The organism is Pseudomonas sp. NPDC087185, assembly GCF_044744955.1.
Lineage (GTDB): Bacteria > Pseudomonadota > Gammaproteobacteria > Pseudomonadales > Pseudomonadaceae > Aquipseudomonas.
Genome location: NZ_JBIUZK010000001.1, coordinates 765,493 through 792,040 on the forward strand (window position 1 = coordinate 765,493; position 26,548 = coordinate 792,040).

Annotated in this window: 30 protein-coding genes; 11 read left to right on the forward strand and 19 right to left on the reverse strand. The window is 63.3% G+C overall.

Annotated elements, in window-relative coordinates; all coding sequences use genetic code 11:
* Positions 1 to 23: 23 nt before the first annotated feature.
* From ACIPIJ_RS03705 to ACIPIJ_RS03730, 6 genes are all read right to left on the reverse strand, one after another.
* Positions 24 to 263 carry a BolA family protein gene (locus ACIPIJ_RS03705; protein ID WP_003255121.1) on the reverse strand — a complete coding sequence of 80 codons (240 nt, stop codon included), beginning with the start codon at positions 261 to 263 and terminating at the stop codon, positions 24 to 26.
* A 118-nt stretch (positions 264 to 381) separates the two neighbouring features.
* On the reverse strand, positions 382 to 684 hold the full coding sequence (locus tag ACIPIJ_RS03710; RefSeq protein ID WP_401072790.1) for a lipid asymmetry maintenance protein MlaB: 303 nt from the start codon (positions 682 to 684) through the stop codon (positions 382 to 384).
* The gene (locus tag ACIPIJ_RS03715) at positions 681 to 1,328 is read right to left on the reverse strand and encodes a phospholipid-binding protein MlaC (RefSeq protein WP_401072792.1); all 648 of its coding nucleotides are present in this window, start codon (positions 1,326 to 1,328) and stop codon (positions 681 to 683) included. Before ACIPIJ_RS03715 ends, ACIPIJ_RS03710 begins: the two co-directional genes overlap by 4 nt.
* 9 nt (positions 1,329 to 1,337) lie before the next feature.
* Positions 1,338 to 1,823, reverse strand: a complete 486-nt coding sequence (gene mlaD, locus ACIPIJ_RS03720; protein ID WP_346611952.1) for an outer membrane lipid asymmetry maintenance protein MlaD — start codon at positions 1,821 to 1,823, stop codon at positions 1,338 to 1,340.
* On the reverse strand, positions 1,823 to 2,620 hold the full coding sequence (gene mlaE, locus ACIPIJ_RS03725; protein WP_012316068.1) for a lipid asymmetry maintenance ABC transporter permease subunit MlaE: 798 nt from the start codon (positions 2,618 to 2,620) through the stop codon (positions 1,823 to 1,825). Before mlaE ends, mlaD begins: the two co-directional genes overlap by 1 nt.
* On the reverse strand, positions 2,620 to 3,429 hold the full coding sequence (locus tag ACIPIJ_RS03730) for an ATP-binding cassette domain-containing protein (protein WP_401072794.1): 810 nt from the start codon (positions 3,427 to 3,429) through the stop codon (positions 2,620 to 2,622). The genes mlaE and ACIPIJ_RS03730 overlap by 1 nt, the downstream gene beginning before the upstream one ends.
* Before the next feature lie 246 nt (positions 3,430 to 3,675).
* Here ACIPIJ_RS03730 and ACIPIJ_RS03735 point away from each other — a divergent pair, with 246 nt between their 5' ends.
* The 10 genes from ACIPIJ_RS03735 to ACIPIJ_RS03780 all read left to right on the forward strand — a co-directional run bounded on the left by ACIPIJ_RS03735 (position 3,676) and on the right by ACIPIJ_RS03780 (position 10,691).
* On the forward strand, positions 3,676 to 4,650 hold the full coding sequence (locus ACIPIJ_RS03735; protein ID WP_401072796.1) for a KpsF/GutQ family sugar-phosphate isomerase: 975 nt from the start codon (positions 3,676 to 3,678) through the stop codon (positions 4,648 to 4,650).
* A 15-nt stretch (positions 4,651 to 4,665) separates the two neighbouring features.
* Positions 4,666 to 5,190 (forward strand): KdsC family phosphatase, encoded by a 525-nt coding sequence (locus ACIPIJ_RS03740; RefSeq protein WP_401072798.1) that lies wholly within the window; start codon positions 4,666 to 4,668, stop codon positions 5,188 to 5,190.
* Between the two features lie 8 nt (positions 5,191 to 5,198).
* On the forward strand, positions 5,199 to 5,771 hold the full coding sequence (gene lptC / locus ACIPIJ_RS03745) for an LPS export ABC transporter periplasmic protein LptC (RefSeq protein WP_401072800.1): 573 nt from the start codon (positions 5,199 to 5,201) through the stop codon (positions 5,769 to 5,771).
* Positions 5,758 to 6,282: a lipopolysaccharide transport periplasmic protein LptA gene (lptA, locus tag ACIPIJ_RS03750; RefSeq protein ID WP_400797314.1), complete on the forward strand. Its 525-nt coding sequence runs from the start codon at positions 5,758 to 5,760 to the stop codon at positions 6,280 to 6,282. The genes lptC and lptA overlap by 14 nt, the downstream gene beginning before the upstream one ends.
* Positions 6,283 to 7,008: an LPS export ABC transporter ATP-binding protein gene (gene lptB / locus ACIPIJ_RS03755; RefSeq protein WP_400797316.1), complete on the forward strand. Its 726-nt coding sequence runs from the start codon at positions 6,283 to 6,285 to the stop codon at positions 7,006 to 7,008.
* 174 nt (positions 7,009 to 7,182) lie between these two features.
* On the forward strand, positions 7,183 to 8,676 hold the full coding sequence (locus ACIPIJ_RS03760; protein ID WP_401072802.1) for an RNA polymerase factor sigma-54: 1,494 nt from the start codon (positions 7,183 to 7,185) through the stop codon (positions 8,674 to 8,676).
* 79 nt (positions 8,677 to 8,755) lie between these two features.
* Positions 8,756 to 9,064, forward strand: coding sequence for a ribosome hibernation-promoting factor, HPF/YfiA family (hpf, locus tag ACIPIJ_RS03765; protein WP_317661311.1), 309 nt, complete (start codon positions 8,756 to 8,758; stop codon positions 9,062 to 9,064).
* Between the two features lie 12 nt (positions 9,065 to 9,076).
* Positions 9,077 to 9,541, forward strand: coding sequence for a PTS IIA-like nitrogen regulatory protein PtsN (gene ptsN, locus ACIPIJ_RS03770; RefSeq protein WP_401072804.1), 465 nt, complete (start codon positions 9,077 to 9,079; stop codon positions 9,539 to 9,541).
* 2 nt (positions 9,542 to 9,543) lie between these two features.
* Positions 9,544 to 10,398 carry an RNase adapter RapZ gene (rapZ, locus tag ACIPIJ_RS03775; protein ID WP_401072806.1) on the forward strand — a complete coding sequence of 285 codons (855 nt, stop codon included), beginning with the start codon at positions 9,544 to 9,546 and terminating at the stop codon, positions 10,396 to 10,398.
* A 20-nt stretch (positions 10,399 to 10,418) separates the two neighbouring features.
* Complete coding sequence (locus ACIPIJ_RS03780; RefSeq protein WP_401072808.1) at positions 10,419 to 10,691, forward strand: HPr family phosphocarrier protein; 273 nt, start codon at positions 10,419 to 10,421, stop codon at positions 10,689 to 10,691.
* Positions 10,692 to 10,735: 44 nt separating this feature from the next.
* Here ACIPIJ_RS03780 and ACIPIJ_RS03785 read toward each other — a convergent pair whose 3' ends face one another.
* From ACIPIJ_RS03785 to pmbA, 6 genes are all read right to left on the reverse strand, one after another.
* On the reverse strand, positions 10,736 to 11,629 hold the full coding sequence (locus ACIPIJ_RS03785; RefSeq protein ID WP_401073435.1) for a ZIP family metal transporter: 894 nt from the start codon (positions 11,627 to 11,629) through the stop codon (positions 10,736 to 10,738).
* A gap of 11 nt (positions 11,630 to 11,640) precedes the next feature.
* Positions 11,641 to 12,252, reverse strand: coding sequence for a superoxide dismutase (locus ACIPIJ_RS03790; RefSeq protein ID WP_401072810.1), 612 nt, complete (start codon positions 12,250 to 12,252; stop codon positions 11,641 to 11,643).
* Between the two features lies 1 nt (position 12,253).
* Positions 12,254 to 12,715: a hypothetical protein gene (locus ACIPIJ_RS03795; protein WP_401072812.1), complete on the reverse strand. Its 462-nt coding sequence runs from the start codon at positions 12,713 to 12,715 to the stop codon at positions 12,254 to 12,256.
* Positions 12,716 to 12,742: 27 nt separating this feature from the next.
* On the reverse strand, positions 12,743 to 14,119 hold the full coding sequence (locus ACIPIJ_RS03800) for a class II fumarate hydratase (RefSeq protein ID WP_401072814.1): 1,377 nt from the start codon (positions 14,117 to 14,119) through the stop codon (positions 12,743 to 12,745).
* Positions 14,112 to 14,513: a FagA protein gene (locus tag ACIPIJ_RS03805; protein WP_401072816.1), complete on the reverse strand. Its 402-nt coding sequence runs from the start codon at positions 14,511 to 14,513 to the stop codon at positions 14,112 to 14,114. Before ACIPIJ_RS03805 ends, ACIPIJ_RS03800 begins: the two co-directional genes overlap by 8 nt.
* 127 nt (positions 14,514 to 14,640) lie before the next feature.
* Positions 14,641 to 15,987, reverse strand: a complete 1,347-nt coding sequence (gene pmbA, locus ACIPIJ_RS03810) for a metalloprotease PmbA (RefSeq protein ID WP_401072818.1) — start codon at positions 15,985 to 15,987, stop codon at positions 14,641 to 14,643.
* A gap of 108 nt (positions 15,988 to 16,095) precedes the next feature.
* Here pmbA and yjgA point away from each other — a divergent pair, with 108 nt between their 5' ends.
* The gene (gene yjgA / locus ACIPIJ_RS03815; RefSeq protein ID WP_401072820.1) at positions 16,096 to 16,617 is read left to right on the forward strand and encodes a ribosome biogenesis factor YjgA; all 522 of its coding nucleotides are present in this window, start codon (positions 16,096 to 16,098) and stop codon (positions 16,615 to 16,617) included.
* Positions 16,618 to 16,658: 41 nt separating this feature from the next.
* Here yjgA and tldD read toward each other — a convergent pair whose 3' ends face one another.
* The 7 genes from tldD to mreC all read right to left on the reverse strand — a co-directional run bounded on the left by tldD (position 16,659) and on the right by mreC (position 26,518).
* Positions 16,659 to 18,098 carry a metalloprotease TldD gene (tldD, locus tag ACIPIJ_RS03820; protein ID WP_401072822.1) on the reverse strand — a complete coding sequence of 480 codons (1,440 nt, stop codon included), beginning with the start codon at positions 18,096 to 18,098 and terminating at the stop codon, positions 16,659 to 16,661.
* 2 nt (positions 18,099 to 18,100) lie between these two features.
* Complete coding sequence (locus ACIPIJ_RS03825) at positions 18,101 to 18,952, reverse strand: carbon-nitrogen hydrolase family protein (RefSeq protein WP_401072824.1); 852 nt, start codon at positions 18,950 to 18,952, stop codon at positions 18,101 to 18,103.
* Between the two features lie 12 nt (positions 18,953 to 18,964).
* Positions 18,965 to 22,780, reverse strand: coding sequence for a YhdP family protein (locus ACIPIJ_RS03830; protein WP_401072826.1), 3,816 nt, complete (start codon positions 22,778 to 22,780; stop codon positions 18,965 to 18,967).
* Positions 22,781 to 22,862: 82 nt separating this feature from the next.
* Entirely contained in the window at positions 22,863 to 24,320 is a 1,458-nt protein-coding gene (gene rng / locus ACIPIJ_RS03835; RefSeq protein ID WP_401072828.1) for a ribonuclease G, read from the reverse strand.
* Between the two features lie 54 nt (positions 24,321 to 24,374).
* The gene (locus ACIPIJ_RS03840; RefSeq protein ID WP_401072830.1) at positions 24,375 to 24,986 is read right to left on the reverse strand and encodes a Maf family protein; all 612 of its coding nucleotides are present in this window, start codon (positions 24,984 to 24,986) and stop codon (positions 24,375 to 24,377) included.
* A 33-nt stretch (positions 24,987 to 25,019) separates the two neighbouring features.
* Positions 25,020 to 25,508: a rod shape-determining protein MreD gene (gene mreD / locus ACIPIJ_RS03845; protein ID WP_401072832.1), complete on the reverse strand. Its 489-nt coding sequence runs from the start codon at positions 25,506 to 25,508 to the stop codon at positions 25,020 to 25,022.
* Positions 25,508 to 26,518 carry a rod shape-determining protein MreC gene (mreC, locus tag ACIPIJ_RS03850; RefSeq protein ID WP_401073438.1) on the reverse strand — a complete coding sequence of 337 codons (1,011 nt, stop codon included), beginning with the start codon at positions 26,516 to 26,518 and terminating at the stop codon, positions 25,508 to 25,510. Before mreC ends, mreD begins: the two co-directional genes overlap by 1 nt.
* Positions 26,519 to 26,548: the final 30 nt, after the last annotated feature.

A 26,548-nucleotide genomic window follows, 5' to 3' on the forward strand; every position in this document is an offset into this window, starting at 1 on the left:
TGGAGTCTCGCCGCCAAGTTGGCTCAGGTGCGCTCAGCCCAGGCTGCGCTGCTGAAAAATTTCATGGTTACCGCATGGATGCTGCCATTGGCAATCCAGGGATTAAGGTGAGCATAGATCGCCTGCTGACGCTTGACCGGGCTCAGGCCAGCCAACTCGTCGCTGATCACGTTCAACTGGAAGTTGCAGCCTTCGCCTTCAACTTCGACCCGGGATCCCGGCAATTTTTCTTCAAGGAAGCTCTTAACTTCTACAGCCTGCATGCTCAACCTCAATCGGCGCCCGATGCGCACGGGTCGGCCATCATACAAAAAAGCCCCTCGCCTGCGAAGCCCACCGAGGGCGTACGCTGACCGAGGGGCTTCCATCAGTAGCGAGCCATCAGCTCGCCAGCACTTCATCAAGGTCATAGACCTCGGCGATTTCCCGCATGTCGTCGGGCATGCCGCGCACCTCGCAGGCCTTGCCAGTGGCTTGGCCGTCGCGGATGAACGCCAGCAGCAACGACAGGCCGACACTCGACGATTTCTCGACGGCCGAGCAATCGAGCACCAGGCGGGGCTCGCGGGCGGCGTCGATCAGCGCCTTGCCCTGCTTGCGCAAAGCCGGGCCGCTGCGGTAATCCAGCACACCGGCCAGGCGCAGCACGCCCGGCTCGGCCATGCTCACGCCAGCCTCACTCATTTCACTTCCTTCTCAGGCGAGCTGTCGGCGGCCTGCTTGGCCTTGGCCACTTCGCCGGCCCAACCATCGATGGTCTTGTCCAGGTCGTTACCATTGCGCTGCATGGCATCGGCGAACTGGTCGCGGAACAACTTGCCGATGTTGATGCCGTTGACGATGACGTTACGCACCTTCCACTCGCCACCGAGGTTTTCCAGGGTGTACTGCACCGGGTAGACGGCGCCGTTGTTGCCGGTCACCTTCATGCCGACACTGGCACGCTTGCCGTCATCGGCCTTGGCCGGGTCGACGACGATACCCTGGTTGTTGTACTCCAGCAGGGCATTGCCATAGAACTGCATCAGGCTGCGCTTGAAGTTTTCCTGGAAGCGCTGCATCTGCTCAGGCGTGGCCTTGCGCGAGTACTTGACGGTCATGATGCTCTTCGAGATGCCGTCAGCATCCACCACCGGCCCAAGGATGCGGTTGAGCGCTTCGTAGAAGGCATTGGGGTTGGACTTGTACTGGTCCTTGTTGGCCTTGAGGTCACCCAGCAGCTCGGTGGTGGTGCCCTGCACCACATCGTGAGGCGTCTGGGCAGCCATCGCCAGCAGGGGGAAAGCCGCCAGCAGGACCAGCAGACCACGTCGCAGGATCGAAATCATGGAAACTCCTTAATTAGCCGGTTGCGCTTCTTTCGGTTCCTTGCCAACGGTGTTGAGCAGGAACTTGCCGATCAGATCTTCCAGCACCAGTGCCGACTGGGTGTCGTGGATGGTCGCGCCATCCTTGAGTACCTGGTCTTCACCGCCCACGCTGATGCCGATGTATTTCTCGCCAAGCAGACCAGCGGTCAGGATCGAAGCAGTGGAGTCGGTCGGCAGGTTGTCGACCTTGCTGTCCAGCTGCAGCGTCACCCGACCGGTGTAGGAATCACGGTCCAGATCGATGGCGGTGACCTTGCCGATCGTTACACCGGCCATGGTCACTTTAGCTCTGACCGTCAAACCGGCGATATTGTCGAAGTACGCGTAAACTTTATAGGTATCGCTGCTCGGGCTGGCCGACAGGCCGCTGACACGCAGGGCCAGCAGCAGCAAAGCCAGGATCCCGGCCAGCAGGAACAGGCCGACACCGATTTCCAGGGTGCGGTTTTGCATCAGAAATCTCCAAACATCAAGGCGGTCAGAATAAAGTCCAGACCCAGTACTGCCAACGAGGCATAGACCACGGTCTTGGTGGTGGCACGGCTGATCCCCTCTGAGGTGGGCTCGCAGTCATACCCCTGGAATACGGCGATCCAGGTGGTGACGAAGGCGAACACCAGGCTCTTGACCAGGCCGTTGAGCACGTCGTCGGTAAAGGAAACGCTGTTCTGCATGTTGGCCCAGAACGAGCCTTCGTAGACGCCCAGCCAGTCGACCGCGACCCACGAGCCACCCCAGATGCCGACCACGCTGAAGATCAGCGCCAGCAGCGGCAGCGAAATGAAACCGGCCCACAGCCGCGGTGCAACGATGTACTTGAGCGGGTCGACGCCGATCATCTCGAGGCTCGACAGCTGTTCGGTGGACTTCATGTTGCCGATTTCGGCGGTCAGCGCCGAGCCTGCGCGGCCGGCGAACAGCAACGCGGTAACCACCGGTCCTAGTTCGCGCAGCAGGGTGAGGGCGACCATTTGCCCGACCGCCTGCTCGGAGCCGTACTTGGTCAGGATGCTGTAGCCCTGCAGCGCCAGCACCATGCCGATGAACACACCGGATACGGCGACGATCGCCAGCGACAGCACGCCCACCGAATACAGCTGCTTGGTCAGCAGCTGGAAGCCGCCGCCGATGCCGCCTCGGCCGACCAGTGCATGGAACAGGAACAGGCAGGAACGCCCCAGCACGGCCAGCACGTCGATCGCCGAGCGGCCGAACAGGCGGATTCGTTCGAGTAAGGATTTTCTGCGCATCAACGCGCCCCCAGCAGGTCGGCGCGGTAGTCAGGCGCAGGAAAGTGGAATGGCACCGGGCCGTCCGGGTCGCCCTTCATGAACTGGCGAATGCGCGGATTGTCCGAGCCCATCAGCTCGTCGGGCGTGCCCTGGCCCAGCACCTGGCCATCACCGACCACGTAGATGTAGTCGGCGATGCTGGCGGTTTCCGCCAGGTCGTGGGACACCACGATGCTGGTGATGCCCAGCGCGTCGTTGAGCAGACGGATCAGGCGCACCAGTACGCCCATGGCGATCGGGTCCTGGCCGACGAACGGCTCATCGTACATGAGGATCTGCGGGTCCAGTGCGATTGCCCGGGCCAGCGCCACCCGGCGCTTCATGCCACCCGACAGCTCGTCGGGCATCAGGTCGATAGCACCGCGCAGGCCCACGGCCTGCAGCTTCATCAACACGATGTCACGGATCATCTCTTCCGACAGCTGCGTGTGCACGCGCAGCGGGAAGGCAACGTTCTCGAACACATCGAGGTCGGTGAACAGGGCGCCGCTCTGGAACAGCACACCCATCTGCTTGCGCGCATCGAACAGGTCGCTGCGCGACAGGCTTGGCAGGTTCTGCCCGGCCACCCACACTTCGCCACCGGACGGGCGCAGCTGCGCGCCCATCAGGCGCAGCAGCGTGGTCTTGCCGCAACCCGACGGCCCCATGATGCCGGTGACCTTGCCTCGCGGAATGCGTATGTCGACATTGCTGAAAATGCTGCGCGAACCGCGCTTGAAGGTGACGCCCTTCAACTCGACCGCGTAGGCGCTATCCACACTCATCTAGACTCCTTGCTAGTGCAGCCTCGTCCTAGTTGACGCCGGCCCTCATCTTGAAGGCACACACGCCCCTGGCGGGCCGAATAGCGGCGAACTATAGCACCGCTGAGCGGGCGGCCCCAAGGCCATGGAACGAGTCGTTCAGGGCAACGACAGGCTTTGATGACATTTGCTACAGCATCGAAAGGGTGAGGCTTTCTTCCATTGCGGCTATAATCGCCGCCTTTTCATCAGGCATTGCTTTTCGACATGAGCCAATCCAGTGAGCTGATCCAGTCCGCCCAGCGCACCCTGCGCCTTGAAATCGAGGCCGTACAGGGCCTGGCGGCCAGTATCGATGCCAACTTCGTCAAAGCCTGCGAGCTGATCCTGGCAAGCAAGGGCCGGGTCGTGGTGGTCGGCATGGGCAAGTCGGGGCATATCGGCAACAAGATCGCCGCCACCCTGGCCAGCACCGGCACGCCGGCGTTTTTCGTGCACCCGGCCGAAGCCAGCCACGGCGACATGGGCATGATCACCCGTGACGATGTCATCCTGGCCCTGTCCAACTCCGGCAGCACTGCCGAAATCGTCACCTTGCTGCCGCTGATCAAGCGCCTCGGCATCCAGCTGATCAGCCTGACCGGCAACCCCGACTCGCCGCTGGCCCAGGCCGCTGAAGCCAACCTTGACGCCCGCGTCGCCCAGGAGGCCTGCCCGCTGAACCTGGCGCCCACCTCCTCGACCACCGCGGCACTGGTGCTGGGCGACGCCCTGGCCATCGCCCTGCTCGAGGCGCGCGGCTTCACCGCCGAAGACTTTGCCTTCTCGCACCCCGGTGGCGCCTTGGGCCGGCGCTTGCTTCTCAAGGTCGAAAACGTCATGCACGCCGGCGACGAACTGCCGCACGTGCAACGCGGCACGCTGCTCAAAGACGCGCTGCTGGAAATGTCTCGCAAAGGCCTGGGCATGACCGTGGTCATCGAGGCGGACGGCAAGCTGGCGGGGATCTTCACGGACGGCGACCTGCGCCGTGCCCTGGATCGCAGCATCGACGTGCACACCACCCTGATCGACCAGGTCATGACCGTTCACGGCAAGACCGCCCGCGCCGAGATGCTCGCCGCCGAAGCCCTGAAGATCATGGAAGACCACAAGATCAGCGCCCTGGTGGTGGTGGACAAGGACGAGCGCCCGACGGGCGCCCTGAACATGCATGACTTGCTGCGCGCCGGCGTGATGTAGAGGAGAACCGTGCAAATGACCCAGGACCTGATGCAACGCGGCAAGGCCATCAAGCTCGCCGTATTCGATGTCGACGGCGTGCTTACCGACGGCCGCCTGTACTTTCTCGAGGACGGCAGCGAATTCAAGACCTTCAACACCCTCGACGGCCAGGGCATCAAGATGCTCATGGCCTCGGGCGTGACCACGGCGATCATCAGCGGGCGCAAGACCCCGGTGGTCGAGCGCCGCGCGAAAAACCTCGGCATCCCGCACCTGTTTCAGGGGCGAGAAGACAAATTGGTGGTGCTCGACGGCCTGCTCGCCGAACTGGGCCTAAGCTATGAACAAGTCGCCTATCTGGGTGACGACCTGCCCGACCTGCCGGTGATTCGCCGGGTCGGCCTGGGCATGGCTGTGGCCAGCGCCGCGCCGTTCGTTCGCCAGCACGCCCACGGGGTGACGCAGGCCCGCGGCGGCGAAGGTGCGGCGCGCGAGTTTTGTGAACTTATCATGCAGGCCCAGGGCACCCTGGACGCTGCCAACGCCCACTACCTGTAAGGCTGCCCATGTTCAGCAAGAAAGCCCGCAATTTTGCGCTGCTCGCGGTGATCGCCGCCCTGCTGGTAGCCATTGGCTATTGGAATGTCAGCCCCGAGAGCTTCATGGACAAGCCGGTGGCGCAGGTGGACGAAAGCGCCATCGACTATTACGCGATCAACGCCCACAGCGTGCAGTACCTGCCGGATGGCAAGCTGCAGTACGAAATGACCGCCGACAAGGTCGAACACCTCAAGGCCACCGAGGTCACACTGGTGACCACGCCCGACCTGCACATGTACCGGGGCACTGAATACCCCTGGCACGTGCAGAGCGTACGCGCCGAGGTCAACCCCGACGGCACCGAGGTCGAACTGATCGACCAGGTTCGCGTCGCCCGTACCGACGAAAAACAGCGTGAAACCATCATTACCAGCTCACGCATGACCGTGTTCCCGCAGAAGCAATATGCGCAGACCGAGCAAGCCGTTAGAATCGACGGCGCCGGTGGCACAACTACGGGCAAAGGAATGAAAGCGTATTTGAAAGAAGGCAGGATGGACCTGCTCTCTAACGTAAGAGGACAGTATGAGGCTCGTTAAAACCCTCCCCCTTTTGCTCAGCCTGAGCGCAGCACTGGGAAGCGCGAGCGCCTTCGCACTGCCGACCGACCGTGACCAGCCTATCCGCATCCAGGCCGACAACGCGCACCTGGACGACAAGCAAGGCGTGGCCACCTACACCGGTGACGTGATCATCACCCAAGGTTCGATGATGATCAAAGGCAACACCGTGACCATGACCCGCGCCGCCAATGGCGACATCGACGTGGTCACCTCGGTGGGCAACCTGGCCTATTTCGAGCAACAGCAGAGCACTGCCAAGCCCGACAAGATGAAAGGCTGGGCCGTGACCATCCAGTACCAGGCGCAGAAAGACACGGTGATCCTCACTGACCGTGCCAAGGTCGAGAACGAAGGCAACACCACCGAAGGCGAGAAGATCGTCTACAACACCAAGTCCCAGGTAGCGACCGCCGGTCGTGGCGGCAACGTCACCGCACCGCGTCAGCGCATCGACATGGTGATCCAGCCGAAGAAGAAGGCCGAGTAAATGGCAACCCTCAAAGCCCAGCACCTGGCCAAGAGCTACAAAGGGCGGCAGGTCGTGCGTGACGTCAGCCTGTCGATCGACAGCGGCCAGATCGTCGGCCTGCTTGGCCCCAACGGCGCCGGCAAGACCACCTGCTTCTACATGATCGTCGGGCTGGTCCAGGCTGACCAGGGCCGCGTGCGCATCGACAACCTCGATGTCAGCCACCAGCCCATGCACGGCCGTGCACGCGCCGGTATCGGCTACCTGCCGCAGGAAGCCTCGATCTTCCGCAAGCTGTCGGTGGCCGACAACATCATGGCCATCCTCGAGACCCGCAAGGAACTCGACCGTGAAGGCCGTCGCAAGGAACTGGAAAGCCTGCTGCAGGAATTCCACATCAGCCACATCCGCGACAACCTCGGCATGAGCCTGTCCGGTGGCGAGCGCCGCCGCGTCGAGATCGCGCGTGCCTTGGCAACCGCACCGAAGTTCATCCTGCTGGACGAACCCTTTGCCGGTGTCGACCCGATTTCGGTCGGCGACATCAAGCAGATCATCCACCACCTCAAGGCCAAGGGCATCGGTGTACTGATCACCGACCACAACGTCCGCGAGACCTTGGATATCTGCGAAACCGCCTACATCGTCAACGATGGCCAGCTGATCGCCGAAGGCGATGCACAGACCATCCTGGCCAATGAGTTGGTCAAGGAAGTTTACCTGGGCCACGAGTTCCGACTCTGATCCTGGGACGTGCCTGGAGCACTGTTTTGCCGCCTTGAAGGGGCTTAAGTTGTTACAGCGCTCTAGGCAAACGCTACAATTTAAGGCATAAAACTTGCTTGAATTTGGCGCTCCGGCGCCCTCGTGTAGTGGATGGCGCATGCGCGCCGGCGAACAAGGTATTAAGCCCCAGCCATGAAACCATCGCTCGTCCTAAAAATGGGCCAGCAACTGACGATGACCCCTCAGTTGCAACAGGCCATCCGCCTACTTCAGCTCTCCACCCTGGACCTTCAGCAGGAAATCCAGGAAGCGCTGGAGTCCAATCCGATGCTCGAACGTCAGGAAGACGGCGACGACTTCGACAACAGCGACCCGATGGCGGACAACGCCGAGAACAAGCCGGCCGCCGAAGTGCAGGACAACAGCTTCCAGGAAAGCACCGCCAGTGCTGATAACCTGGAAGACGGTGAGTGGAGCGAGCGAATTCCCAATGAGCTTCCGGTCGACACGGCCTGGGAAGACATCTACCAGACCAGCGCCAGCAGCCTGCCGAGCAATGATGACGACGAGTGGGACTTCACCACCCGCACATCGGCCGGTGAGAGCCTGCAAAGCCACCTGCTGTGGCAGCTGAACCTGGCGCCGATGTCCGATACCGACCGCCTGATCGCCGTCACCCTGATCGACAGCATCAACGGCCAGGGCTACCTGGAAGATACCCTCGAAGAAATCTGCGCAGGCTTTGACCCGGAGCTGGATATCGAGCTCGACGAAGTCGAAGCGGTGCTGCACCGCATCCAGCAGTTCGAGCCGGCCGGCATTGCCGCGCGCAACCTGGGCGAATGCCTGATGCTGCAGCTGCGCCAGCTGCCGGCCAGCACCCCCTGGATGGCCGAGGCCAAGCGCCTGGTCAGCGACTTCATCGACCTGCTGGGTGGGCGCGACTACAGCCAGCTGATGCGCCGCATGAAGCTCAAGGAAGACGAACTGCGCCAGGTCATCGAACTGGTACAGAGCCTCAACCCCCGCCCGGGCTCGCAGATCGAGTCCAGCGAGCCTGAATACGTAGTGCCAGACGTCATCGTGCGCAAGGACAGCGAGCGCTGGCTGGTCGAGCTCAACCAGGAAGCGATCCCGCGCCTACGGGTCAACCCGCAGTACGCAGGCTTCGTCCGTCGCGCCGATACCAGCGCCGACAACACCTTCATGCGCAACCAGCTGCAGGAAGCGCGCTGGTTCATCAAGAGCCTGCAAAGCCGCAACGAAACCCTGATGAAGGTGGCCACGCAAATCGTCGAGCATCAGCGCGGCTTCCTCGACCACGGTGACGAGGCGATGAAACCCCTGGTGCTGCACGACATCGCCGAGGCGGTGGGCATGCACGAGTCGACCATTTCGCGGGTGACCACGCAGAAATTCATGCACACGCCCCGCGGCATCTACGAACTGAAATACTTTTTCTCGAGCCACGTCAGCACCGCCGAAGGCGGAGAATGCTCGTCCACGGCGATCCGCGCGATCATCAAGAAACTGGTTGCGGCGGAAAATCAGAAAAAGCCATTGAGTGACAGCAAGATCGCTGGTTTACTGGAGGCACAAGGCATCCAGGTAGCCCGTCGCACCGTCGCCAAGTACCGCGAGTCCCTCGGCATCGCACCGTCGAGCGAGCGCAAGCGACTGATGTAGCGCCTGAGATGTGCCACAGCGTTTGTGGGGCAGGTGCAAGACCTGCCTCTTTATGCACGGGCAACAAAGGAGAAGCTGTATGCAAGTCAATATCAGTGGACAGCATGTAGAAGTCACCCAACCGCTGCGCGATTATGTGCTTGAAAAGCTGGCCCGCGTGGAGAGTCACTTCGACAAGATCACCAACGTGCAGGTCATCATGAAAGTCGAGAAGCTGCAGCAGAAGGTCGAAGCGACCGTGCAGATTCCTGGCGGAGAAGTGGTTGCCAACGCCGAACACGAAGACATGTATGCAGCGATCGACGCCTTGGCCGACAAGCTCGACCGCCAACTGAAAAAACACAAGGAAAAACAGCAAAGTCTGCTGCAAGGTGCAGCAGCCCGCTGATCCCCCTCATCCATGATCCGACTTGAAACCATCCTGACCCCCGGCCGTTCCTTGGTGAACGTGCCGGGCGGCAGTAAGAAGCGCGCCCTCGAAAAGGTCGCCAACCTCATTGCCGAGCAAGTACCTGAGCTTGCGATGCAAGACGTCTTCGAAAAGCTGATCGCTCGTGAAAAGCTCGGCTCCACCGGTTTCGGCAATGGCATTGCCATTCCCCATTGCCGGATCGAAGGATGTACTGCACCTGTCAGCGCCCTCCTGCACCTGGACGCCCCGATCGACTATGACGCCATCGATGGCGCGCCGGTCGACCTGCTGTTCGTCCTGCTGGTGCCAGAGGCCGCCACCGACGCCCATCTCGAATTGCTGCGCCAAATTGCCAGCATGCTCGATCGCAAGGAGGTTCGCGATCGGCTGCGTGGCGCCGCCAGCAGCGAGGCCCTGTACCAGGTTGTCCTGGACGTACAGAACGAGCACTGAACATGCGCCTGATCATCGTCAGCGGCCGGTCCGGCTCCGGCAAAAGTACCGCCCTCGATGTACTGGAAGACAACGGCTACTACTGCATCGATAACCTGCCCGCCGGGTTGCTGCCACAACTGGCGGAAAACGCGCTGATCAATACCGAGTTGCAGCAACCGAAGGTGGCGGTGTCCATCGATGCGCGCAACCTTCCTAGCCACTTGTCGCGCTTCCCCGACCTGCTCGCGGAAGCACGTGGCCGCCATATCCAGTGTGATGTGCTGTTTCTCGACGCTGACGAAGACACGCTGCTCAAGCGTTTCTCGGAGACCCGTCGTCGCCACCCGCTGACCAACGCCGACCGCTCGCTGGCCGAAGCCATCCGCGTGGAGAGCGAGCTGCTCGGCCCGATCGCCGACCTCGCCGACCTGAAGATCGACACCACCAACCTCAACCTCTATCAGTTACGCGACTCGATCAAGCTGCGCTTGCTCAACCAGCCTGAACCTGGCACCGCATTTTTGGTCGAATCGTTCGGCTTCAAGCGCGGCATGCCGGTCGATGCCGACCTGGTGTTCGACGTGCGCTGCCTGCCTAATCCTTACTGGAAGCCTGAGCTGCGTGAGCATTCCGGCCTCGAACAGCCGGTCATCGATTACCTGGCAGCGCAATCGGATGTCGAAGAGATGTTCACCGACATTTCCAGCTACCTGCTGAAATGGCTGCCACGCTTCGCTGCCAGCAACCGTGCCTACGTCACCATCGCCATTGGCTGCACCGGTGGTCACCACCGTTCGGTGTACATCACCGAGCGCCTTGGCCAATTGCTGCAACAGTCACTGAAAAACGTCCAGGTCCGCCACCGCGACCTCTAGCCCACAGGATCCACGCCCCGATGCCCGCCCGCGAAATCACCATCATCAATAAGCTGGGCCTGCATGCCCGGGCGGCCGCCAAATTCGTCGGCGTGGCCGGGCGCTTCCCCTGCCAGGTGCGGGTGGGCCGCGCACCAGACAAGCTGGTGGACGGCAAGAGCATCATGGCGGTGATGATGCTGGCAGCAGGCAAAGGCACCCAGGTGCACCTGCTCACCGAGGGAGAGCAGGACAGCGATGCGCTGGATGCACTGGTGGCCTTGATCAACAACTATTTCGACGAAGGCGAGTAAGCCCTTCCAAGCAACACAACAATGCGACCCCTACCCCAGGGCGTTCACGACATCGCCGTATCCATCACCATCATCAGGCAGAAGCCGACGCACAGCCCCAGGCTGGCCAAGCGGTGATGCCCATTGCTGCGCGACTCGGGGATGATTTCCTGAGTCACCACCAGCAACATCGCCCCTGCCGCGCAGGCCAGGCCCAGCGGTAGCAGCAATTCGGCGACATTCACCAGCCAGGCACAGATCACTGCCGCCAGCGGCTCCACCAGCCCCGATGCCGCACCGATCAGAAACGCCTTGAACCGCGGCATCCCCGCCCCTGCCAGCACTAAGGCAATGACCAACCCTTCAGGTACGTCCTGCAAGGCAATGCCCATGGCCAGGCTGTCAGCATCGGCCATGCCACCGCCCGCCGACACGCCGATGGCCATGCCTTCGGGAATGTTGTGAGCGATGATGGCGATCACGAACAGCCAGATTCGCGCCGCGATCACCGGCTGCTTTTCGTTGCCGACCAAGGCCTCGGGCGAGGCACCTGACACTTTCAGGTCGACAACAAACAGGCACATCGCACCGAACAGAAGACCAAAACTGATCAGGCCACCCGCCCCCCAAGGGCTGAAGCCAATGGATTGCGCGGCCTCCAGGCCCGGTATGATCAACGAGAAGGCCGTGGCCGCCAGCATCACGCCGGCGCCAAAGCCCAGCAATGTATCGGCAAGAGCCACCGGCATGTTGCGAATCACCAGCACCGGTACTGCGCCCAGCGCCGTACCCAGCGCGCACAGTGCGCCACCCTCCAGGGCGCGCAGCATGCGCGGTTCCAGGTCCAGCCAGGCGATGCCGCGCGCCACCAGCAAGGCCGTGCCGACCAAGAGCAGCAACGTACCCACCGCCAGCCGGAACAGGCGCACACTGCTGACAGACATCACCTCAGAGCGCATACCGGTTCGACTCATTGGCTGGCTTCGAGATAGCGACGTTCCACTTGCGCCCAGTCGATGACGTTGTAGAAGGCACCGATGTATTCCGGACGACGGTTCTGGTACTTCAAGTAGTAGGCATGCTCCCACACGTCCAGGCCGAGGATCGGTGTGTTGCCGTGCATCAGCGGGCTGTCCTGGTTGCCGCTGCTCTCCACCACGAGTTTCCGCTCAGGTGTCACGCTGAGCCAGGCCCAGCCGCTGCCGAAGCGGGTCAGCGCAGCTTTGGTGAAAGCGTCCTTGAAGGCCTCGAAACCACCCAGCTCAGCCTCGATGGCCTTGGCCACCAGGCCCTGTGGCTGGCCGCCGCCTTTGGGCGACATGACTTTCCAGAACAGTGAATGGTTTGCATGACCACCTCCATGATTGGTCACCGCGCCACGCAGGTTCTCGGGCAACTGCGTGACCGCAGCGACCAGCTTTTCAACCGGCCATTGCGCCCACTCGGTGCCTTCGACCGCGGCATTGAGGCCGTTGACGTAGGTCTGGTGGTGCTTGGTGTGGTGGATCTCCATGGTTTGGGTATCGATGTGCGGTTCCAGCGCATCGTAGGCATAAGGCAACGCAGGCAAGGTATGAGGCATATCAATGGATTCCGTAAGCTTGGGTTGTGGGCGGCAGGTCCGGCTGCGCAGCCAGTTCACTGGCCACGGGCGCCTGGCGATTGAGCAGACGCTCGGTGCGCGGATACTGCCCGTACTCGGCAATGAAGCTCAGCAATTGGGTGTAAGTGCGCCCGCTGTGGCGCAGCGCGGCATCACGCAGCGCCTGCGGCAAGCGCGCTTCCTGGCTGGCCTGGAGCAGGCGCTGGTGAGCGGCGCACAAGTAGTCGGCGCTCTCCTGCGGCTGGTTCAGGCGCAGGTGCAGGTCGGCCAGGTTGTGATGGGCGACGACGAACGCCGCCACCGCTTCGTCGACGTCATGCCAGCGCTCGAACAGCACCTGGGCCAGGGCCAGGGCTTGCAGGTAGAGTTCCCGGGCATCGACCAGCTCGCCCTGTTCGAACAGGCGGTTGGCGGCCTCGGTGGTGCGTTTCCAGTGCTGCATGACACGTCTCCTGGGCGCTGACGCGGGTCAGATGCCCCCAGCGGTGAGTTTTTCCGGGTCCAGCAACGCCTCCAACTGATCGCGCGACAGGTCGGTATGCTCCAGCGCCACGTCAATGATCGGCCGGCCCTGCTTGTAGGCGGTCTTGGCGATCTCGGCGGCCTTGAGGTAGCCGATGATCGGGTTCAGCGCGGTAACCAGGATCGGGTTGCGCGCCAGGGCTTCCTTGAGCTTGCCCTCGTTGACCTTGAAGCTGGCGATGGCCTTGTCGGCCAACAGGCGGCTGGCATTGGCCATCAGCTCGATGCTCTCCAGCAGGTTGCGGGCGATCACCGGGAGCATCACGTTGAGCTCGAAGTTGCCCGACTGCCCGGCCACGGCGATGGTCGCGTCGTTGCCGATCACCTGGGCGGCGACCATGGCGGTGGCTTCCGGGATCACCGGGTTGACCTTGCCCGGCATGATCGAGGAACCCGGCTGCAGGCCTTGCAATTCGATTTCGCCAAGGCCGGCGAGCGGGCCGGAGTTCATCCAGCGCAGGTCGTTGGCGATTTTCATCAGTGCCACGGCAGTGGTCTTGAGCTGGCCGGACAATGCCACGGCGGTGTCCTGCGAGCCAATCAGGGCAAACAGGTTCTGGCCGGGGGTGAACTCGACCTGGGTGAGGCTGCTCAGCTGGCGGGCAAAGCCTGCGGCGAACTGCGGGTGGGCGTTGATCCCGGTGCCCACGGCAGTCCCCCCCTGGGCCAGGGCCTGCAGGCTCGGCAGTGTCGCTTCGATATGCGCCTTGGCGCCATTGATCTGTGCCGCCCAGCCATCGAGCACCTGGCTCATGCGCACCGGCATGGCATCCATCAGATGGGTACGGCCGGTCTTCACGTATTGATGCACGTGCACCGATTTGGCTTCGATCACCTGAGCCAGGTGAGCGAGGGCGGGCAGCAACTGCTCATGCAGCGCCAGCGCAGCACTGACGTGGATGGTGGTCGGGATGATGTCGTTGCTGCTCTGGCCGCAGTTGACGTGGTCGTTGGCATTGACCGGCTCACCGAGCACGCGGCTGGCCAGGGTGGCGATCACCTCGTTGGCGTTCATGTTCGAGCTGGTGCCGGAGCCCGTCTGGTACACGTCCACCGGGAAGTGCTGGATAAAGTCGTCGGCGAGCAGTTGCTCGACCGCCTTGACGATGGCCTGGCCCTGGGCGGCGGAAATCTGCTGCAGTTCGATGTTGGCCTTGGCTGCCGCAGCCTTGGCCAGCAGCAGGGCACGAATGAACTGGGCCGGCATGCGCTGGCCGCTGATCGGGAAGTTGTCGACCGCGCGCTGGGTCTGAGCGCCGTACAGGGCCTGGGCCGGTACCTGCAGCTCACCCATGCTGTCACGCTCGATACGGGTATCACTCATCATCAAATCCTTGCATCAGTTCATCGGGAGAAATCGATGGCAGCAACCGGCAGTTGGCCAGTTGCAGGGCGTAGGTTTGCCAGCGCTGGTTCTGTTCGCGGCGGTCGAGGTTGCGCAGGTCGAGCAGCGGGCGCCAGGCCTGGTCCAGGCACAGGCAGCGCCAATGCCACGGCAGCATGCGGTCGCAGGCGGTATCCAGCAGCAGGCGGAAGGAGGTCAGCGCCACCGTCCATGGCGAGGTCTCGGTGCAGCACACCAGGTAACGGCCTTCGGCCAGGTAGTGCTCGATCAGGCGCGGCTCGTCGGGTTCGAGCGCACAGCGGATGCGCCGGCTGAGCCAGCGCCAGTTTTCCAGGTAGGGCAGTTCGTGGAGGACGGTTTTCATGAACATCATCGCCGGAGTTACTGGATAATGATATTCATTATTAAGTGATAAATAGAATCACTTCAAGCGTGATGTGACGAAAGAAAAACCCGGCACAATGGCCGGGTCTCTTTTTTCACGGACGGGCTTCGCCGATTCAGCTACCTGCCACGGTCATCCGCTCGATCAATACCGAGCCCGTATGGATATTGCTACGAGTTTCAAGATCGCTGCCAATTGCGACAATCTGCTGGAACATGTCCTTCATGTTGCCGGCGATGGTCACTTCCTGCACCGCGTGCTGGATCTCGCCGTTCTCAACCCAGAAACCCGCCGCACCGCGTGAATAATCACCCGTCACCATGTTCAGGCCATGGCCCATCAACTCGGTTACCAGCAAGCCGCGGCCCATTCGGCGGATCAGCGCTGCCTGGTCCTCGACACCATGGGTGACATACAGGTTATGCACCCCGCCCGAGTTGGCCGTGCTCGGCAGGCCCAGCTTGCGGCCGGAATAGGTACCCAGCAGGTACGAAACCAGCTCGCCTTTGTCGACGAACGGTTTGGCGTAGGTCGCCAGGCCATCACCGTCGAACGCCGCGCTGCCCAAGGCACGCGGAATGTGCGGGCGTTCATCGAGGGTCAGCCAGGTCGGGAACAGGCGCTGCCCCAGGGTGCCCTCAAGGAACGATGACTTGCGGTACAGGTTGCCACCGGAAATCGCCGACAGGAAGCTGCCGAACAGGCCACCGGCCAGCTCGGCAGAGAACAGCACCGGTACTTCGCAGGTTTTCACCGGGCGCGCGCCGAGGCGGCTGGCGGCGCGCTGGGCGGCGCGCTGGCCGATGCTGCGCGGGTCGGCCAGCAGGTTGCCCTGGCGATTGACGTCATACCAATAATCACGCTGCATCTGCCCTTCGCCTTCGGCGATCATCACGCAGCTCAGGCTGTGACGGGTCGATGCGTAGCCACCGATGAAGCCATGGCTGTTGCCGTACACGCGGCAGCCCTGGTGGGTATTGAGGGTGGTGCCATCGGCGTTGAGGATGCGCTTGTCGGCGTCAAATGCCGCAGCCTCGCACGCCAGCGCCATCTCGATCGCGTTCTCGGGTTCGATATCCCAGTCATGGTAAAGGTCGAGGTCCGGGATTTCGCGGGCCATCAGCGCCGCGTCGGCCAAGCCCGAGCACTCGTCTTCGGACGTGTGCTTGGCAATCGCCAAGGCGGCAGCAACGGTTTCGCGAATCGCCTCGGGGCCACTGGCAGAGGTGCTGGCCGAGCCCTTGCGCTGGCCGACATAGAGGGTGATGCCAAAGCCCTGGTCGCGGTTGAACTCGACCGTCTCGACCTCACGCTGACGCACGCTGGTGGACAGGCCCTGCTCCAGCGACACCGCCACTTCGCAGGCACTGGCACCTTGCCGGCGCGCCTCGGCGATGATCGCTTCGACCTGCTCCTGCAACGCTGGCAGGTCCTTGGGGCCTACGCTCTGGACTGCACTCATGGTTTTCTCCACTCAAATTCTGCGTTCGGCGAGGGTCATTCTACGACCGGGCCGGACAAGCGGCCCCCGACTGGTTATCATGGCGGCGATTTCTAGCGGACTGCCACCATGGTTGATTCATACGACGACGCCTTCGACGGCGAAAAAAGCAAAACCCAGATCAAGCGCGAACTGCATGCGCTGGTCGAACTCGGCGAACGCCTGACCACGGTCAAGGCCGATACCCTGGCACGCCTGCCGTTGACCGACGAGCTGCGCAAAGCCCTGGCCGAAGCCTGCAAGCACACCGCCCATGGCGCACGTAAACGGCACATGTCGTTCGTCGGCAAGCTGATGCGCGACCAGGACCTGGACGCCATCCACGCGGTGCTCGATCAGATCGACAGCTCCAGCCGCCAGTACAACGAGCGCTTCCACGGCCTGGAACGCTGGCGCGACCGCCTGATCGACGGTAACGACGAAGACCTTGAGCGCTTCGTCAACGAGTACCCCGACACCGACCGTCAGCAGCTGCGCTCGCTGATCCGTCACGCCCAGCACGAAAAGGCACGGAACAAACCGCCTGCCGCTGCGCGCAAGGTCTTCAAGTACATCCGCGACCTCGACGAGCTTCAGCGCGGCCTGCGCTGAACCCCGGCGCCTGGGGCTGCCCTGCAGCCCCGGGGCCTGCATCACGCGCCGGTACCACCGACGGTGATCGCGTCCAGCTTCAAGGTCGGCTGGCCAACGCCCACCGGCACCGACTGCCCATCTTTCCCGCACGTACCCACGCCACTGTCCAGCGCCAGGTCGTTACCGACCATCGACACCCGGCTCATGGCCTCAGGCCCGTTACCGATCAGCGTCGCGCCCTTGACTGGAGCCGTGATCTTGCCGTCTTCGATCAGATAAGCTTCGCTGGTCGAGAACACGAACTTGCCGCTGGTGATGTCCACTTGACCGCCGCCCAGATTGGCGCAGTAGATGCCCTTCTTCACCGAAGCGATGATTTCCTGCGGGTCGCTTTCGCCGGCACGCATGTAGGTGTTGGTCATGCGTGGCATCGGCAGGTGGGCATAGGATTCACGGCGGCCGTTGCCAGTCACGGCCATGCCCATCAGGCGGGCATTGAGCTTGTCCTGCATGTAGCCCTTGAGTACACCGTTTTCAATCAGTGTGGTGCATTCGGTGGGAGTGCCTTCGTCGTCGACACTCAGCGAGCCTCGACGGCCTTCCAGGGTGCCATCGTCGACGATGGTGCACAGGCTCGACGCAACTTTCTCGCCAATCCGGCCACTGAATGCCGAGCTGCCTTTGCGGTTGAAGTCGCCTTCCAGGCCATGGCCGACCGCCTCATGCAGCAGCACGCCCGACCAACCCGAACCCAATACGACTGGCAAGGTGCCGGCCGGCGCGGGTATGGCTTCCAGGTTAACCAGGGCCTGGCGCAGCGCTTCACGGGCATAACCCATGACCCGCTCTTCGGTGAAGAAACGGTAGTCGGTACGCCCGCCCCCCCCCTGCCCGCCACGTTCACGGCGGCCATTCTGCTCGACGATGACGCTCACATTGAAACGCACCAACGGCCGTACGTCTGCCGCCAGGCTACCGTCGGCGGCAGCGATCAGGATGCGTTCCCAGACTCCGGCCATGCTCACGCTGACCTGCTGAATGCGCGGGTCCAACGCCCGGGTGGCGACGTCGACACGCTTGAGCAACTCGACCTTTTCAGCGCGGCTCAGCACGTCCAAGGGGTTGTCCGCGGCATACAGGGCCGTCACGTCCTGGCTGCGGAAGGCCTGCACCGTGCCATTCTGGCCTGCGCGGGAAATGGAACGGGCGGCGCGGGCTGCCGAGGTCAGCGCCTCGAGGTTGATCGCGTTGCTGTAGGCAAAACCGGTTTTTTCGCCAGACTGGGCACGCACGCCCACGCCCTGGTCGAGGTTGAAGCTGCCCTCTTTGACAATGCCGTCCTCCAGCGCCCAGGTTTCCGAGATCTGGCCCTGGAAATACAGGTCGGCGGCATCGATGCCGGGGCCTGCCAACTCGCCCAGCACGGCCTGCAGGCTGTCCAGGCACAGTCCGCCTGGGGCCAGGAGCTGCTCGCTGACGGTGGATAACATCTGGCTCATAGTCACTCCGAGGTGTGCGCAGGTCGCAAAGCGCCCTGCGAGAAAAAGCGCCGGTGCGAGGCAACCGGCATGCGCGCCCGGATGGACGCTTGTTCATCAGTGTCGCGCTCGGCAAGCAATACCGCTTCACCTTGCGCCTGTTCGGCGACGATCCGCCCCCAGGGGTCGACGATCGCTGCGTGCCCATGGGTGTCCCGCGGGCCTGGATGGGTGCCGCCCTGGGCTGCGGCCAGTACATAGCACTGGGTCTCGATGGCCCGGGCGCGAATCAGCACTTCCCAATGCGCTGCCCCTGTGACCGCGGTGAACGCCGCCGGTGCCGTGATCAGCTCCGCGCCGGCAGCACGCAAGGCGCTGTACAACTCAGGGAAGCGCAAGTCATAGCATACGCTCAGCCCCAGGCGCCCCACCGGTGTGTCGGCCACCACCACCTGGGCGCCGTGGGCATAATCGTCGGACTCGCGGTAGCGGCCACGGTTATCGGCCACATCCACGTCAAAGAGGTGCAGCTTGTCGTAGCGCGCAACCACGTCACCGTGCTCGTCGATCAGCAGCGAGCAGGCATGGGCCTTGGCATCGGGCTGGCCAACAGGCGGCAACGGCAAAGTGCCGGCGACTATCCATAACCTAAGGTCACGGGCCGTGCGTTTCAACCATGGCAGGATCGGGCCGTCGCCCAGCGCTTCGGCACGGCCGATTGCGGCAGCGTCCTTTCGGCCCATGGCCGCGAAGTTCTCCGGCAGCACCGCCAGCCGCGCGCCGCCGCGTGCCGCCTGCTCCAGCAGGGCGCCCGCACGCTGCAGGTTGGCCAGCACATCGCCTTGGCTGACCATCTGGATGACCGCTACCTTCATGGACACTCCTGACTACTTGTTGAAGGGTTTCACAAAGGTGATTCTAGGCTCTTTCCACGGCCCTTCGACGCGATAGTGCACACTGGCGAAGCGCGAGACCCGGTCACCGATCAGACGATCGACCAGGAACAGCGCACCACCCACCGCTGGCGCGCCGACAATCAGCGCGGCCAGCGGCAAGTTGTTGGTTACCGGCAGGGATACTTGAAGGTTGGCGTCGACCCTGTCGCGCACCATGTCCAGGGTACCCTCGAGTTCGAAGTTGCTCGACGGCCCGGTTACGCTGATCGGCTCGCGGGTCACGTAGACACCGTCACTGGCCACCAGCAAGCCCTTGACCCGGTCATACGCCAGACCTTTGTCGAACAAGTCGGAGAAGTCCAGGCGCAGGCGCCGGCCGATGGAGTTGAAGTTGAGCAGGCCGAACACGCGCAAGGCTTGCGCACCGCCCTCCACTTCGACGAACTGGCCGGTGCGCAAAGCCGCATCCATGCTACCCGAGAAGCGCTTCAGGCCAACCCAGGCCGGCGATCCCGGCCAACGGCCATCCACGTCCAGGCGGAAATCGCGGCTGGTCACGGTCGGCGCGAAACCCCAGGCCTTGAGCACGTCGGCGAGGTTCTTGCCGTCCAGGCGCCCCTTGTACCAACTGCTGGTGGCGCCGGTGTCGCCTTCCCAACCGCCACTGCCGTCGATGTGCAGGCCTTTGAAGTCCAGGTCGATATCCTGCGCCGCCACACCCCGCGCGGTCGGGCGCAGTTTCAACGCGACGTTGCCGTACAGGTCGTCGCCGCGGTACAGCTTGTCGATGGCCAGGTCCAGCGCCGGCACCTTGCGCGGGTCGAACGAGGCCAAAGGGTCGGGGCCCTCCTCGGCCTGCACTTCGGCCGGATCGGCCGCAGGCAGGCGCAGGGTTTGCAGGCGCACGGTCATCGCAGCGCCCTTGGCATCGGGCAGCCGCGCATTGCCGATGACCTCCTTGCTGTCCAGGCGCAGATCCCAGGCGGGGCCACCACGGGCCAGCCGCACGACGGCCTGGTTGAGGTCCATGCCTAAGGCTTTCAGCTGGCCGATGCTGAGGTCGACGCTTTGCAGGTTCTGTCGGGCATTGCCGCCAGGGTCGTCACCGGCAAAACGTTCCATCTGCGCCTGCCACGGAGCCAGGTCCAGGCTCTCGAGCCGCCCGCGCACACGCAGGCCCTGGCCAGCAGGCACCTGCGCTTCGCCTGCACCCAGCAGCAACTCGCCACGGCCCTGGCCCAGCTTGTCGCTGGATGCGGCATAGGCAAAACGGGCAAGGCCGTCATAGGCGCCATCGAATCGCCGCTCCGCGCCCTGCAGGTTCATGCTGAAACGGCTGTCGCGAGTATCGGCGGCCGCCTTGCCGAACGGTGCCGGCAGGTCGATGGCCAGGCCTTTGAGCGACGAGTTGACGCTCAGGCTGTTGTCGCGGCTGCCCAGGTTGACCTGCAGCTGGTAGGGCAGATCGCCCGACGCGGGCAAGGTCTGCTTGAACTGCAGCCAGTCGGTCAGGGCCTGCAGCGATACCTGGCCATTGGCGTTGATGCGTGTCTGCATCTGCCCGGGCTGGCCCTCGGCGGTTATTTGTGCGGTGACCGGTTTGCCGAACGCTTGCAGGGCGATGTTCTTGCCGCTCAGGCCCTTGTCGAAATCAAAACTGAAGTCGCCTTTCAGGCGGCTGAGCTCCAGGCTCGGCGGTGCTACCTTGAGGCGGGCATCTTGGGTGGCGAAGTTCACCAGCACCTTCGGCCGCTCACCATGAGCCAAGGGGATGTCGAGCTTGACCTTGCCCTTGAGCGGCCCCTCGCCTTCCCAACCGGCAAAGATCTCGCCGGTGCCGATTGGCGCTTCCTTGAGAATCTTCAGGCCATCGCCCAGGCTGCCGTCGAAGTCGCCATCGAGGTACAGGTGGCTGTGCTGGCCGCTGTCCACATGGGGAATGTTGACGCTCACGTCGCTGACCTGGGTATCGAGCAGCAGGCCTTTGCTGGCCTTGATGCGCACGCCGCTGTCCTCGATCAGCACATCACCATCGACATGCTGCACCTGTGGCCAGCCGGGCTGGAAGTCCAGTGCAGCGTCATGCACCTTGAAGAACAGGCTGATACTGCGGGATTCGGGGCTGGCGCCGTGGTTCAGTGAACCCTGGTACTGGAAGTAGCCCTGATCGACGTTGCCTTTGACGATGGCACTGCGCAGCCACTCGTCGAGGGCCGGGCTGAGTACCTCGGGCAAGTATTTGGCGGTATAGCGGCCGTCGCCTTCGGTCAGGCCGACGCGCAAGTCCATGTAGCTTTCGCTGCCCTCTTTGAACAGCAGGCGAATCAGGAAATCACCAGCAATCTTGCCCTCCTCGCCCAACACCTTCAGGTAAGGGGCCGTCAGGGTGAAGCCGTCTTTGTCGAGGGCATAGGTCAAGCGGGCGTTGGCTTTCTGGTAATGCCAGGGTTTGGCGAAAATCGGGTACAGGTGCAGCATGAACGCGTCGGTATCCAGGCGCAGCTCCCCCTGCCCCAGGTCGCCGCTGATGCTGCCGCTGACGTTACCCGCCGCAGGGGCTCCGTGATAGGCGTCAAAACCGACCTTCTCCAGGTTGGCGGCAAATTGCAGGCGCTGGTTGCCTTCTGCCTTGGGGCGCACGTCCAGGCGTACGTTGCGCAAGGTACCGGTAACCTTCAGCGCGTCGACCACGGTCATGAGTTTTTCCGGCAGCGGCGCCAGGGCCTCGACCAACGGCGTCAGCGGGGTGAGGTCGAGACGGTCTGCCTGTACCTGCCAGGTTTCCCCGGCCGGGCCCTCACCAGGGCGCTGGCGAAGTTGCAGGTGCGACTCCCAACGGGCCTTGCCGATGCTTGCAGCCAGGGAGTCGACGACCACATCGAAGCCTTGCTCGCGGCGCTGGAACCAGGCCTGAACAGCCAGGTTATCCAGTGTGACGGCCTTGCGCTCAGCATAGGCCCCCTGCAGTTGCGGGGCATTGAGCCGGACCACCGCTTGCTCCAACTGCCCTTTACGCCAGTCGACCCAGAACTCGCCACCGGCGCGCAGCGCCTCGGCCTGCCACTGGCCCAGCACCCGGGGTGGCAGCCAGCGCGACCAGTCGCTTTGCGGCAAGCTCAGGTACACCTCGGCCTGGCCGTCCCGCCAGGCCTTGGCCGTAGCGCGGCTGCGCAGGTTCAGTGCCAGTGGCTGGCCATCGGGCAGGGTCGCACGCAGGTCCAGCGCCTGGCGCGAGGCACCGGCCTGCAGGCCGAGGCTGACATAGGTAAGGGTCAATGGATCACGCTGCCAGGGCTGCAGGGTGACCTGGCTGTCGAACACGTCGATACGCCCCAGCTGGCGCAAACGCTGCAACACTTCTGCAGGGTCGAGCGGTGCGTCATCCTTCTTCGGCAGCCCTTCGAGGGCCCAGTTGCCCTGCTCGTCTTCGCGCAGGATCAACTGCAGGCCACCCAGCTGGATATGGGCCAGGCGCACTTCGCGGGATGTCAGGCTAGCCCACAGGTCAGGCACCAGTTTGACGTCATCCAGGCGCAGCGCCGAGGCGCCCTCGCCCAGCTGCAGGTCACGCACGCGCAGCACTGGCGCCAAACCGCTCCAGCGCCCTTCGAGCGCCCCCACATGCACCGGCAGGCCCAGCGCTTGTTCGGCTTTGCTTTCGAGGTCGGCGCGGTACTCGGCTACCAGCGGCACCAACTCGCGGCCCAGGCTGACATACAGCGCCACCAACACCGCCAGCAGGGCGCAGATGCCCAGCCCCCAACGGGTCAAGGCGACCAGAACGCGGTTCAGACGTCCCATGGCCATGGCCCTCCAGGTCGTTTATCCATGATGGCTTGTAGTGCCGGTTTTGCCAGCCAGGCCAACCTATGGCGTTTGTCGATAAGCCTCAGAGCAACACCACATCGTATTGTTCCTGCGAGTACATCGACTCGACCTGGAAGCGAATGGTTCGGCCGATGAAGGCCTCCAGCTCGGCGACGTTGCCAGACTCTTCGTCGAGCAGGCGGTCGACCACCTTCTGGTTGGCCAGCACGCGGTAGCCTTCGGCCTGATAAGCACGGGCTTCACGCAGGATCTCGCGGAAGATTTCATAACAGATGGTTTCCGGGGTTTTAAGCTTGCCCCGGCCCTGGCAGGCGACGCACGGCTCGCACAGCACCTGTTCGAGGCTCTCGCGGGTGCGCTTGCGGGTCATCTGCACCAGGCCCAGTTCGGTGATGCCAATGATATTGGTCTTGGCGTGATCGCGCTCGAGCTGCTTCTCCAGGGTACGCAGCACCTGGCGCTGATGCTCCTCGTCCTCCATGTCGATGAAGTCGATGATGATGATGCCGCCGATGTTGCGCAGGCGCAGCTGCCGGGCAATCGCGGTGGCCGCTTCGAGGTTGGTCTTGAAGATGGTTTCTTCGAGGTTGCGGTGGCCGACGAAGGCGCCGGTGTTGACGTCGATGGTGGTCATCGCCTCGGCCGGGTCGACCACCAGGTACCCACCGGACTTGAGCGGCACCTTGCGCTCCAGCGCCCGCTGGATTTCGTCCTCGACGCCGTACAGGTCGAAAATCGGACGTTCGCCTGGGTAGTGCTCGAGGCGGTCGGCAATTTCCGGCATCAATTCAACGACGAACTGCGTGGTTTTCTGGAAGGTTTCCCGCGAGTCGATGCGGATTTTCTCAATCTTCGGGTTGACCAGGTCGCGCAGGGTGCGCAGGGCCAGGCCGAGGTCTTCGTAGATGACCGTGGGCGCCCCGCAGGTTTGAATCTGGCTGCCGATCTGCTCCCACAGGCGGCGCAGGTAGCGGATGTCCTGCAGGATCTCTTCGGCACGCGCGCCCTCGGCAGCGGTGCGCAGGATGAAGCCACCGGCGTTCTTGATGTCCTCGCTGTCCATGCAGTCGCTGACCACCTGCTTGAGGCGGTCACGCTCGGCTTCGTCTTCGATCTTCAGGGAGATGCCAACATGGCTGCTGCGCGGCATGTACACCAGGTAGCGCGACGGAATCGACAGCTGGGTGGTCAGGCGCGCGCCCTTGGTGCCGATCGGGTCCTTGGTCACCTGCACCACCAGGGCCTGGCCCTCGTGCACCAGTGCGGTGATGGTCTCCACAGCCGAGCCCTCGCGCTGGGAAATTTCCGAGGCATGGATGAACGCGGCACGCTCAAGGCCAATGTCGACGAACGCGGCCTGCATGCCCGGCAGCACGCGCACCACCTTGCCCTTGTAGATATTGCCGACGATGCCGCGGCGCTGGGTGCGCTCGACGTGCACTTCCTGCAACACCCCGTTTTCCACCACCGCCACACGTGACTCCATCGGGGTGATGTTGATCAGGATCTCTTCACTCATGGCAGGCTCTCGTCAAAGGTATTCGGTAATGATGGATCGCGGGTGCCGGGCTGGCTACTGCTGCTTTGCTACCTCTGGCGAAATTGCCGGCACTTGCCAGCAGGCAATACCGAATTGGGCGAGCAACTCGGCCGTTTCGCTCAGGGGCAGGCCGACCACCGCCGAATAGCTGCCTTGAAGGCCAGTCACGAATACCGCGCCCAGCCCCTGGATGGCATAGCCACCGGCTTTATCCGCCGGTTCGCCACTGGCCCAGTAGCGCCGGGCCTCATCCGGGCTGATGGGGCGAAAGCGCACGTTGCTGCTGACGCAGACGCTCAGGCAGCACTGGCCATCGCTGAGCGCCACGGCCGTGAGCACCTGGTGCTCACGACCCGCCAGGTCGGCCAACATGGCCACGGCATCTTCGCGGTTTTCCGGTTTGCCGAGAATACGACCATCGAGCACCACCACCGTGTCTGCGCCGAGCACCACCGCGGCGCCGTCGAGCGTGGCCAGGCCCGCTTCGGCCTTGGCCCGGGCCAGGCGCTCGACGTACGCCACCGCGCTTTCATCGGGCAGCGGGGTTTCATCGATAGGGGCACTGGTGACGGTGAATGGCACGCCGATCTGCGTCAGCAGTTCACGACGACGGGGTGAGCCAGAGGCCAGGTAAAGTGGTTTCATGCAGACATCTCCCTGTCAGTGGTGGCGGCGCCGTCAGTTGATATGCAAGCGCCGGCGCAGATCGCGCAGGGCGAAACTGATCCAAGGCCAGAGCAACGCACTGATGACCGCCGACCAGACCAGGGCCAGGGTCGGCAAGCGATTGCCGGTGAGTGCGCTGAGCCACAGCTGGATCAGCTGGGCGATACCGAAGATCACCAGGATCACCAGGCTCTGCTGCCACATGGGGAACATGCGCAGGCGCTGCTGCAGGGACAGCACCAGGAAGGTGATGAGGGTTAGGATCAAGGCGTTCTGCCCGAGCAGGGTGCCGTATAGCACGTCTTCGGCCAGCCCCAGCACGAACGCGGTGGTCATGCCGACCTTGTTCGGTACCGCAAGCGTCCAGAACGACACCAGCATTGCCAACCACATGGGCCGGAACACCTCAAGAAACTGCGGCATGGGCGAAACGCTGAGCAGCAGGCCGATGGCGAACGTCAGCCAGATGACCCAACCGTGATTACGGCGCGCTTTGGCCATCATTGCCTCCGGGGTTGCGCGGGTGCCGCAGGCGCTGCGGCAGGGCTGGCGGGCGCTGCCGCCGGAGCAACAGCGGGCGGAGCCGGCGCTGCGGGTGTTGCGGGCGCGGCAGGTGCGGCGGGCTCGCCGTTGGCAGCAGGCTGCGCAGGGTTGGCGGCACCCTTGCGGTCAGCCTCTTCCTGGGCAAGCGCCGCGTCGGTGGCGCGCTGTTCGGGCGAGCGCCGATCGCTGAACACCAGCAGCATGTAGCGGCTGCGGTTGAGCGCGGCAGTCGGAATGGCGCGCACGATGGCGAATGGCTGGCCGGAGTCGTGGATAACCTCGTTGACGGTGGCCACCGGGTAGCCGGCCGGGAAGCGCTGGCCCATGCCGGAGCTCACCAGCAAGTCGCCTTCCTTGATGTCGGCCGTGTCGGCCACGTGGCGCAGTTCCAGGCGTTCCGGGTTACCGGTACCGCTGGCGATCGCGCGCAGGCCGTTGCGGTTGACCTGCACCGGGATGCTGTGGGTGGTATCGGTCAGCAGCAGCACACGCGAGGTATAGGGCATCAGCTCGACCACCTGGCCCATCAGGCCGCGGGCATCGAGCACCGGCTGGCCCAGGAACACGCCGTCGCGCTCACCCTTGTTGATCAGGATGCGATGGGTGAACGGGTTGGGGTCAACGCCGATCAGTTCGGCCACCTCGACCTTTTCGTTGACCAGCGCCGAGGAGTTGAGCAACTCGCGCAGGCGCACGTTCTGTTCGGTCAGGGCCGCCAGCTTTTGCAGGCGCCCCTGCAACAGCAGGGCCTCGGTCTTGAGTTTCTCGTTTTCCGCGATCAGCTCGGTACGGCTGCCGAACTGGCCGGCCACACCTTGCCACATGCGTTGCGGCAGGTCAGTGATCCAGTACGACTCCATCAGCACCAGGCCCATCTGGCTGCGCACGGGCTTGAGCACGTCAAAACGTGCGTCGACCACCATCAGCGCGACCGACAGCACCACCAATACCAGCAGGCGAACGCCCAGCGAAGGGCCCTTGGAGAAAAGCGGTTTAAT

Excerpts from the sequence above, each read along its gene's own strand:
- pmbA (WP_401072818.1), bottom strand. The coding sequence starts at position 15,987 with ATGAGTGCAGTCCAGAGCGTAGGCCCCAAGGACCTGCCAGCGTTGCAG.
- ACIPIJ_RS03830 (WP_401072826.1), bottom strand. The coding sequence starts at position 22,780 with ATGGCCATGGGACGTCTGAACCGCGTTCTGGTCGCCTTGACCCGTTGG.
- rng (WP_401072828.1), bottom strand. The coding sequence starts at position 24,320 with ATGAGTGAAGAGATCCTGATCAACATCACCCCGATGGAGTCACGTGTG.
- rapZ (WP_401072806.1), top strand. The coding sequence starts at position 9,544 with ATGCGCCTGATCATCGTCAGCGGCCGGTCCGGCTCCGGCAAAAGTACC.
- lptB (WP_400797316.1), top strand. The coding sequence starts at position 6,283 with ATGGCAACCCTCAAAGCCCAGCACCTGGCCAAGAGCTACAAAGGGCGG.
- ACIPIJ_RS03825 (WP_401072824.1), bottom strand. The coding sequence starts at position 18,952 with ATGAAGGTAGCGGTCATCCAGATGGTCAGCCAAGGCGATGTGCTGGCC.
- ACIPIJ_RS03780 (WP_401072808.1), top strand. The coding sequence starts at position 10,419 with ATGCCCGCCCGCGAAATCACCATCATCAATAAGCTGGGCCTGCATGCC.
- ACIPIJ_RS03760 (WP_401072802.1), top strand. The coding sequence starts at position 7,183 with ATGAAACCATCGCTCGTCCTAAAAATGGGCCAGCAACTGACGATGACC.
- lptA (WP_400797314.1), top strand. The coding sequence starts at position 5,758 with ATGAGGCTCGTTAAAACCCTCCCCCTTTTGCTCAGCCTGAGCGCAGCA.
- ACIPIJ_RS03705 (WP_003255121.1), bottom strand. The coding sequence starts at position 263 with ATGCAGGCTGTAGAAGTTAAGAGCTTCCTTGAAGAAAAATTGCCGGGA.
- ACIPIJ_RS03790 (WP_401072810.1), bottom strand. The coding sequence starts at position 12,252 with ATGCCTCATACCTTGCCTGCGTTGCCTTATGCCTACGATGCGCTGGAA.
- ACIPIJ_RS03805 (WP_401072816.1), bottom strand. The coding sequence starts at position 14,513 with ATGATGTTCATGAAAACCGTCCTCCACGAACTGCCCTACCTGGAAAAC.
- ACIPIJ_RS03710 (WP_401072790.1), bottom strand. The coding sequence starts at position 684 with ATGAGTGAGGCTGGCGTGAGCATGGCCGAGCCGGGCGTGCTGCGCCTG.
- ACIPIJ_RS03730 (WP_401072794.1), bottom strand. The coding sequence starts at position 3,429 with ATGAGTGTGGATAGCGCCTACGCGGTCGAGTTGAAGGGCGTCACCTTC.
- ACIPIJ_RS03735 (WP_401072796.1), top strand. The coding sequence starts at position 3,676 with ATGAGCCAATCCAGTGAGCTGATCCAGTCCGCCCAGCGCACCCTGCGC.
- ACIPIJ_RS03840 (WP_401072830.1), bottom strand. The coding sequence starts at position 24,986 with ATGAAACCACTTTACCTGGCCTCTGGCTCACCCCGTCGTCGTGAACTG.
- mlaE (WP_012316068.1), bottom strand. The coding sequence starts at position 2,620 with ATGCGCAGAAAATCCTTACTCGAACGAATCCGCCTGTTCGGCCGCTCG.
- hpf (WP_317661311.1), top strand. The coding sequence starts at position 8,756 with ATGCAAGTCAATATCAGTGGACAGCATGTAGAAGTCACCCAACCGCTG.
- lptC (WP_401072800.1), top strand. The coding sequence starts at position 5,199 with ATGTTCAGCAAGAAAGCCCGCAATTTTGCGCTGCTCGCGGTGATCGCC.
- mlaD (WP_346611952.1), bottom strand. The coding sequence starts at position 1,823 with ATGCAAAACCGCACCCTGGAAATCGGTGTCGGCCTGTTCCTGCTGGCC.
- ptsN (WP_401072804.1), top strand. The coding sequence starts at position 9,077 with ATGATCCGACTTGAAACCATCCTGACCCCCGGCCGTTCCTTGGTGAAC.
- yjgA (WP_401072820.1), top strand. The coding sequence starts at position 16,096 with ATGGTTGATTCATACGACGACGCCTTCGACGGCGAAAAAAGCAAAACC.
- ACIPIJ_RS03795 (WP_401072812.1), bottom strand. The coding sequence starts at position 12,715 with ATGCAGCACTGGAAACGCACCACCGAGGCCGCCAACCGCCTGTTCGAA.
- ACIPIJ_RS03715 (WP_401072792.1), bottom strand. The coding sequence starts at position 1,328 with ATGATTTCGATCCTGCGACGTGGTCTGCTGGTCCTGCTGGCGGCTTTC.
- ACIPIJ_RS03800 (WP_401072814.1), bottom strand. The coding sequence starts at position 14,119 with ATGAGTGATACCCGTATCGAGCGTGACAGCATGGGTGAGCTGCAGGTA.
- tldD (WP_401072822.1), bottom strand. The coding sequence starts at position 18,098 with ATGAGCCAGATGTTATCCACCGTCAGCGAGCAGCTCCTGGCCCCAGGC.
- ACIPIJ_RS03740 (WP_401072798.1), top strand. The coding sequence starts at position 4,666 with ATGACCCAGGACCTGATGCAACGCGGCAAGGCCATCAAGCTCGCCGTA.
- mreD (WP_401072832.1), bottom strand. The coding sequence starts at position 25,508 with ATGGCCAAAGCGCGCCGTAATCACGGTTGGGTCATCTGGCTGACGTTC.
- ACIPIJ_RS03785 (WP_401073435.1), bottom strand. The coding sequence starts at position 11,629 with ATGCGCTCTGAGGTGATGTCTGTCAGCAGTGTGCGCCTGTTCCGGCTG.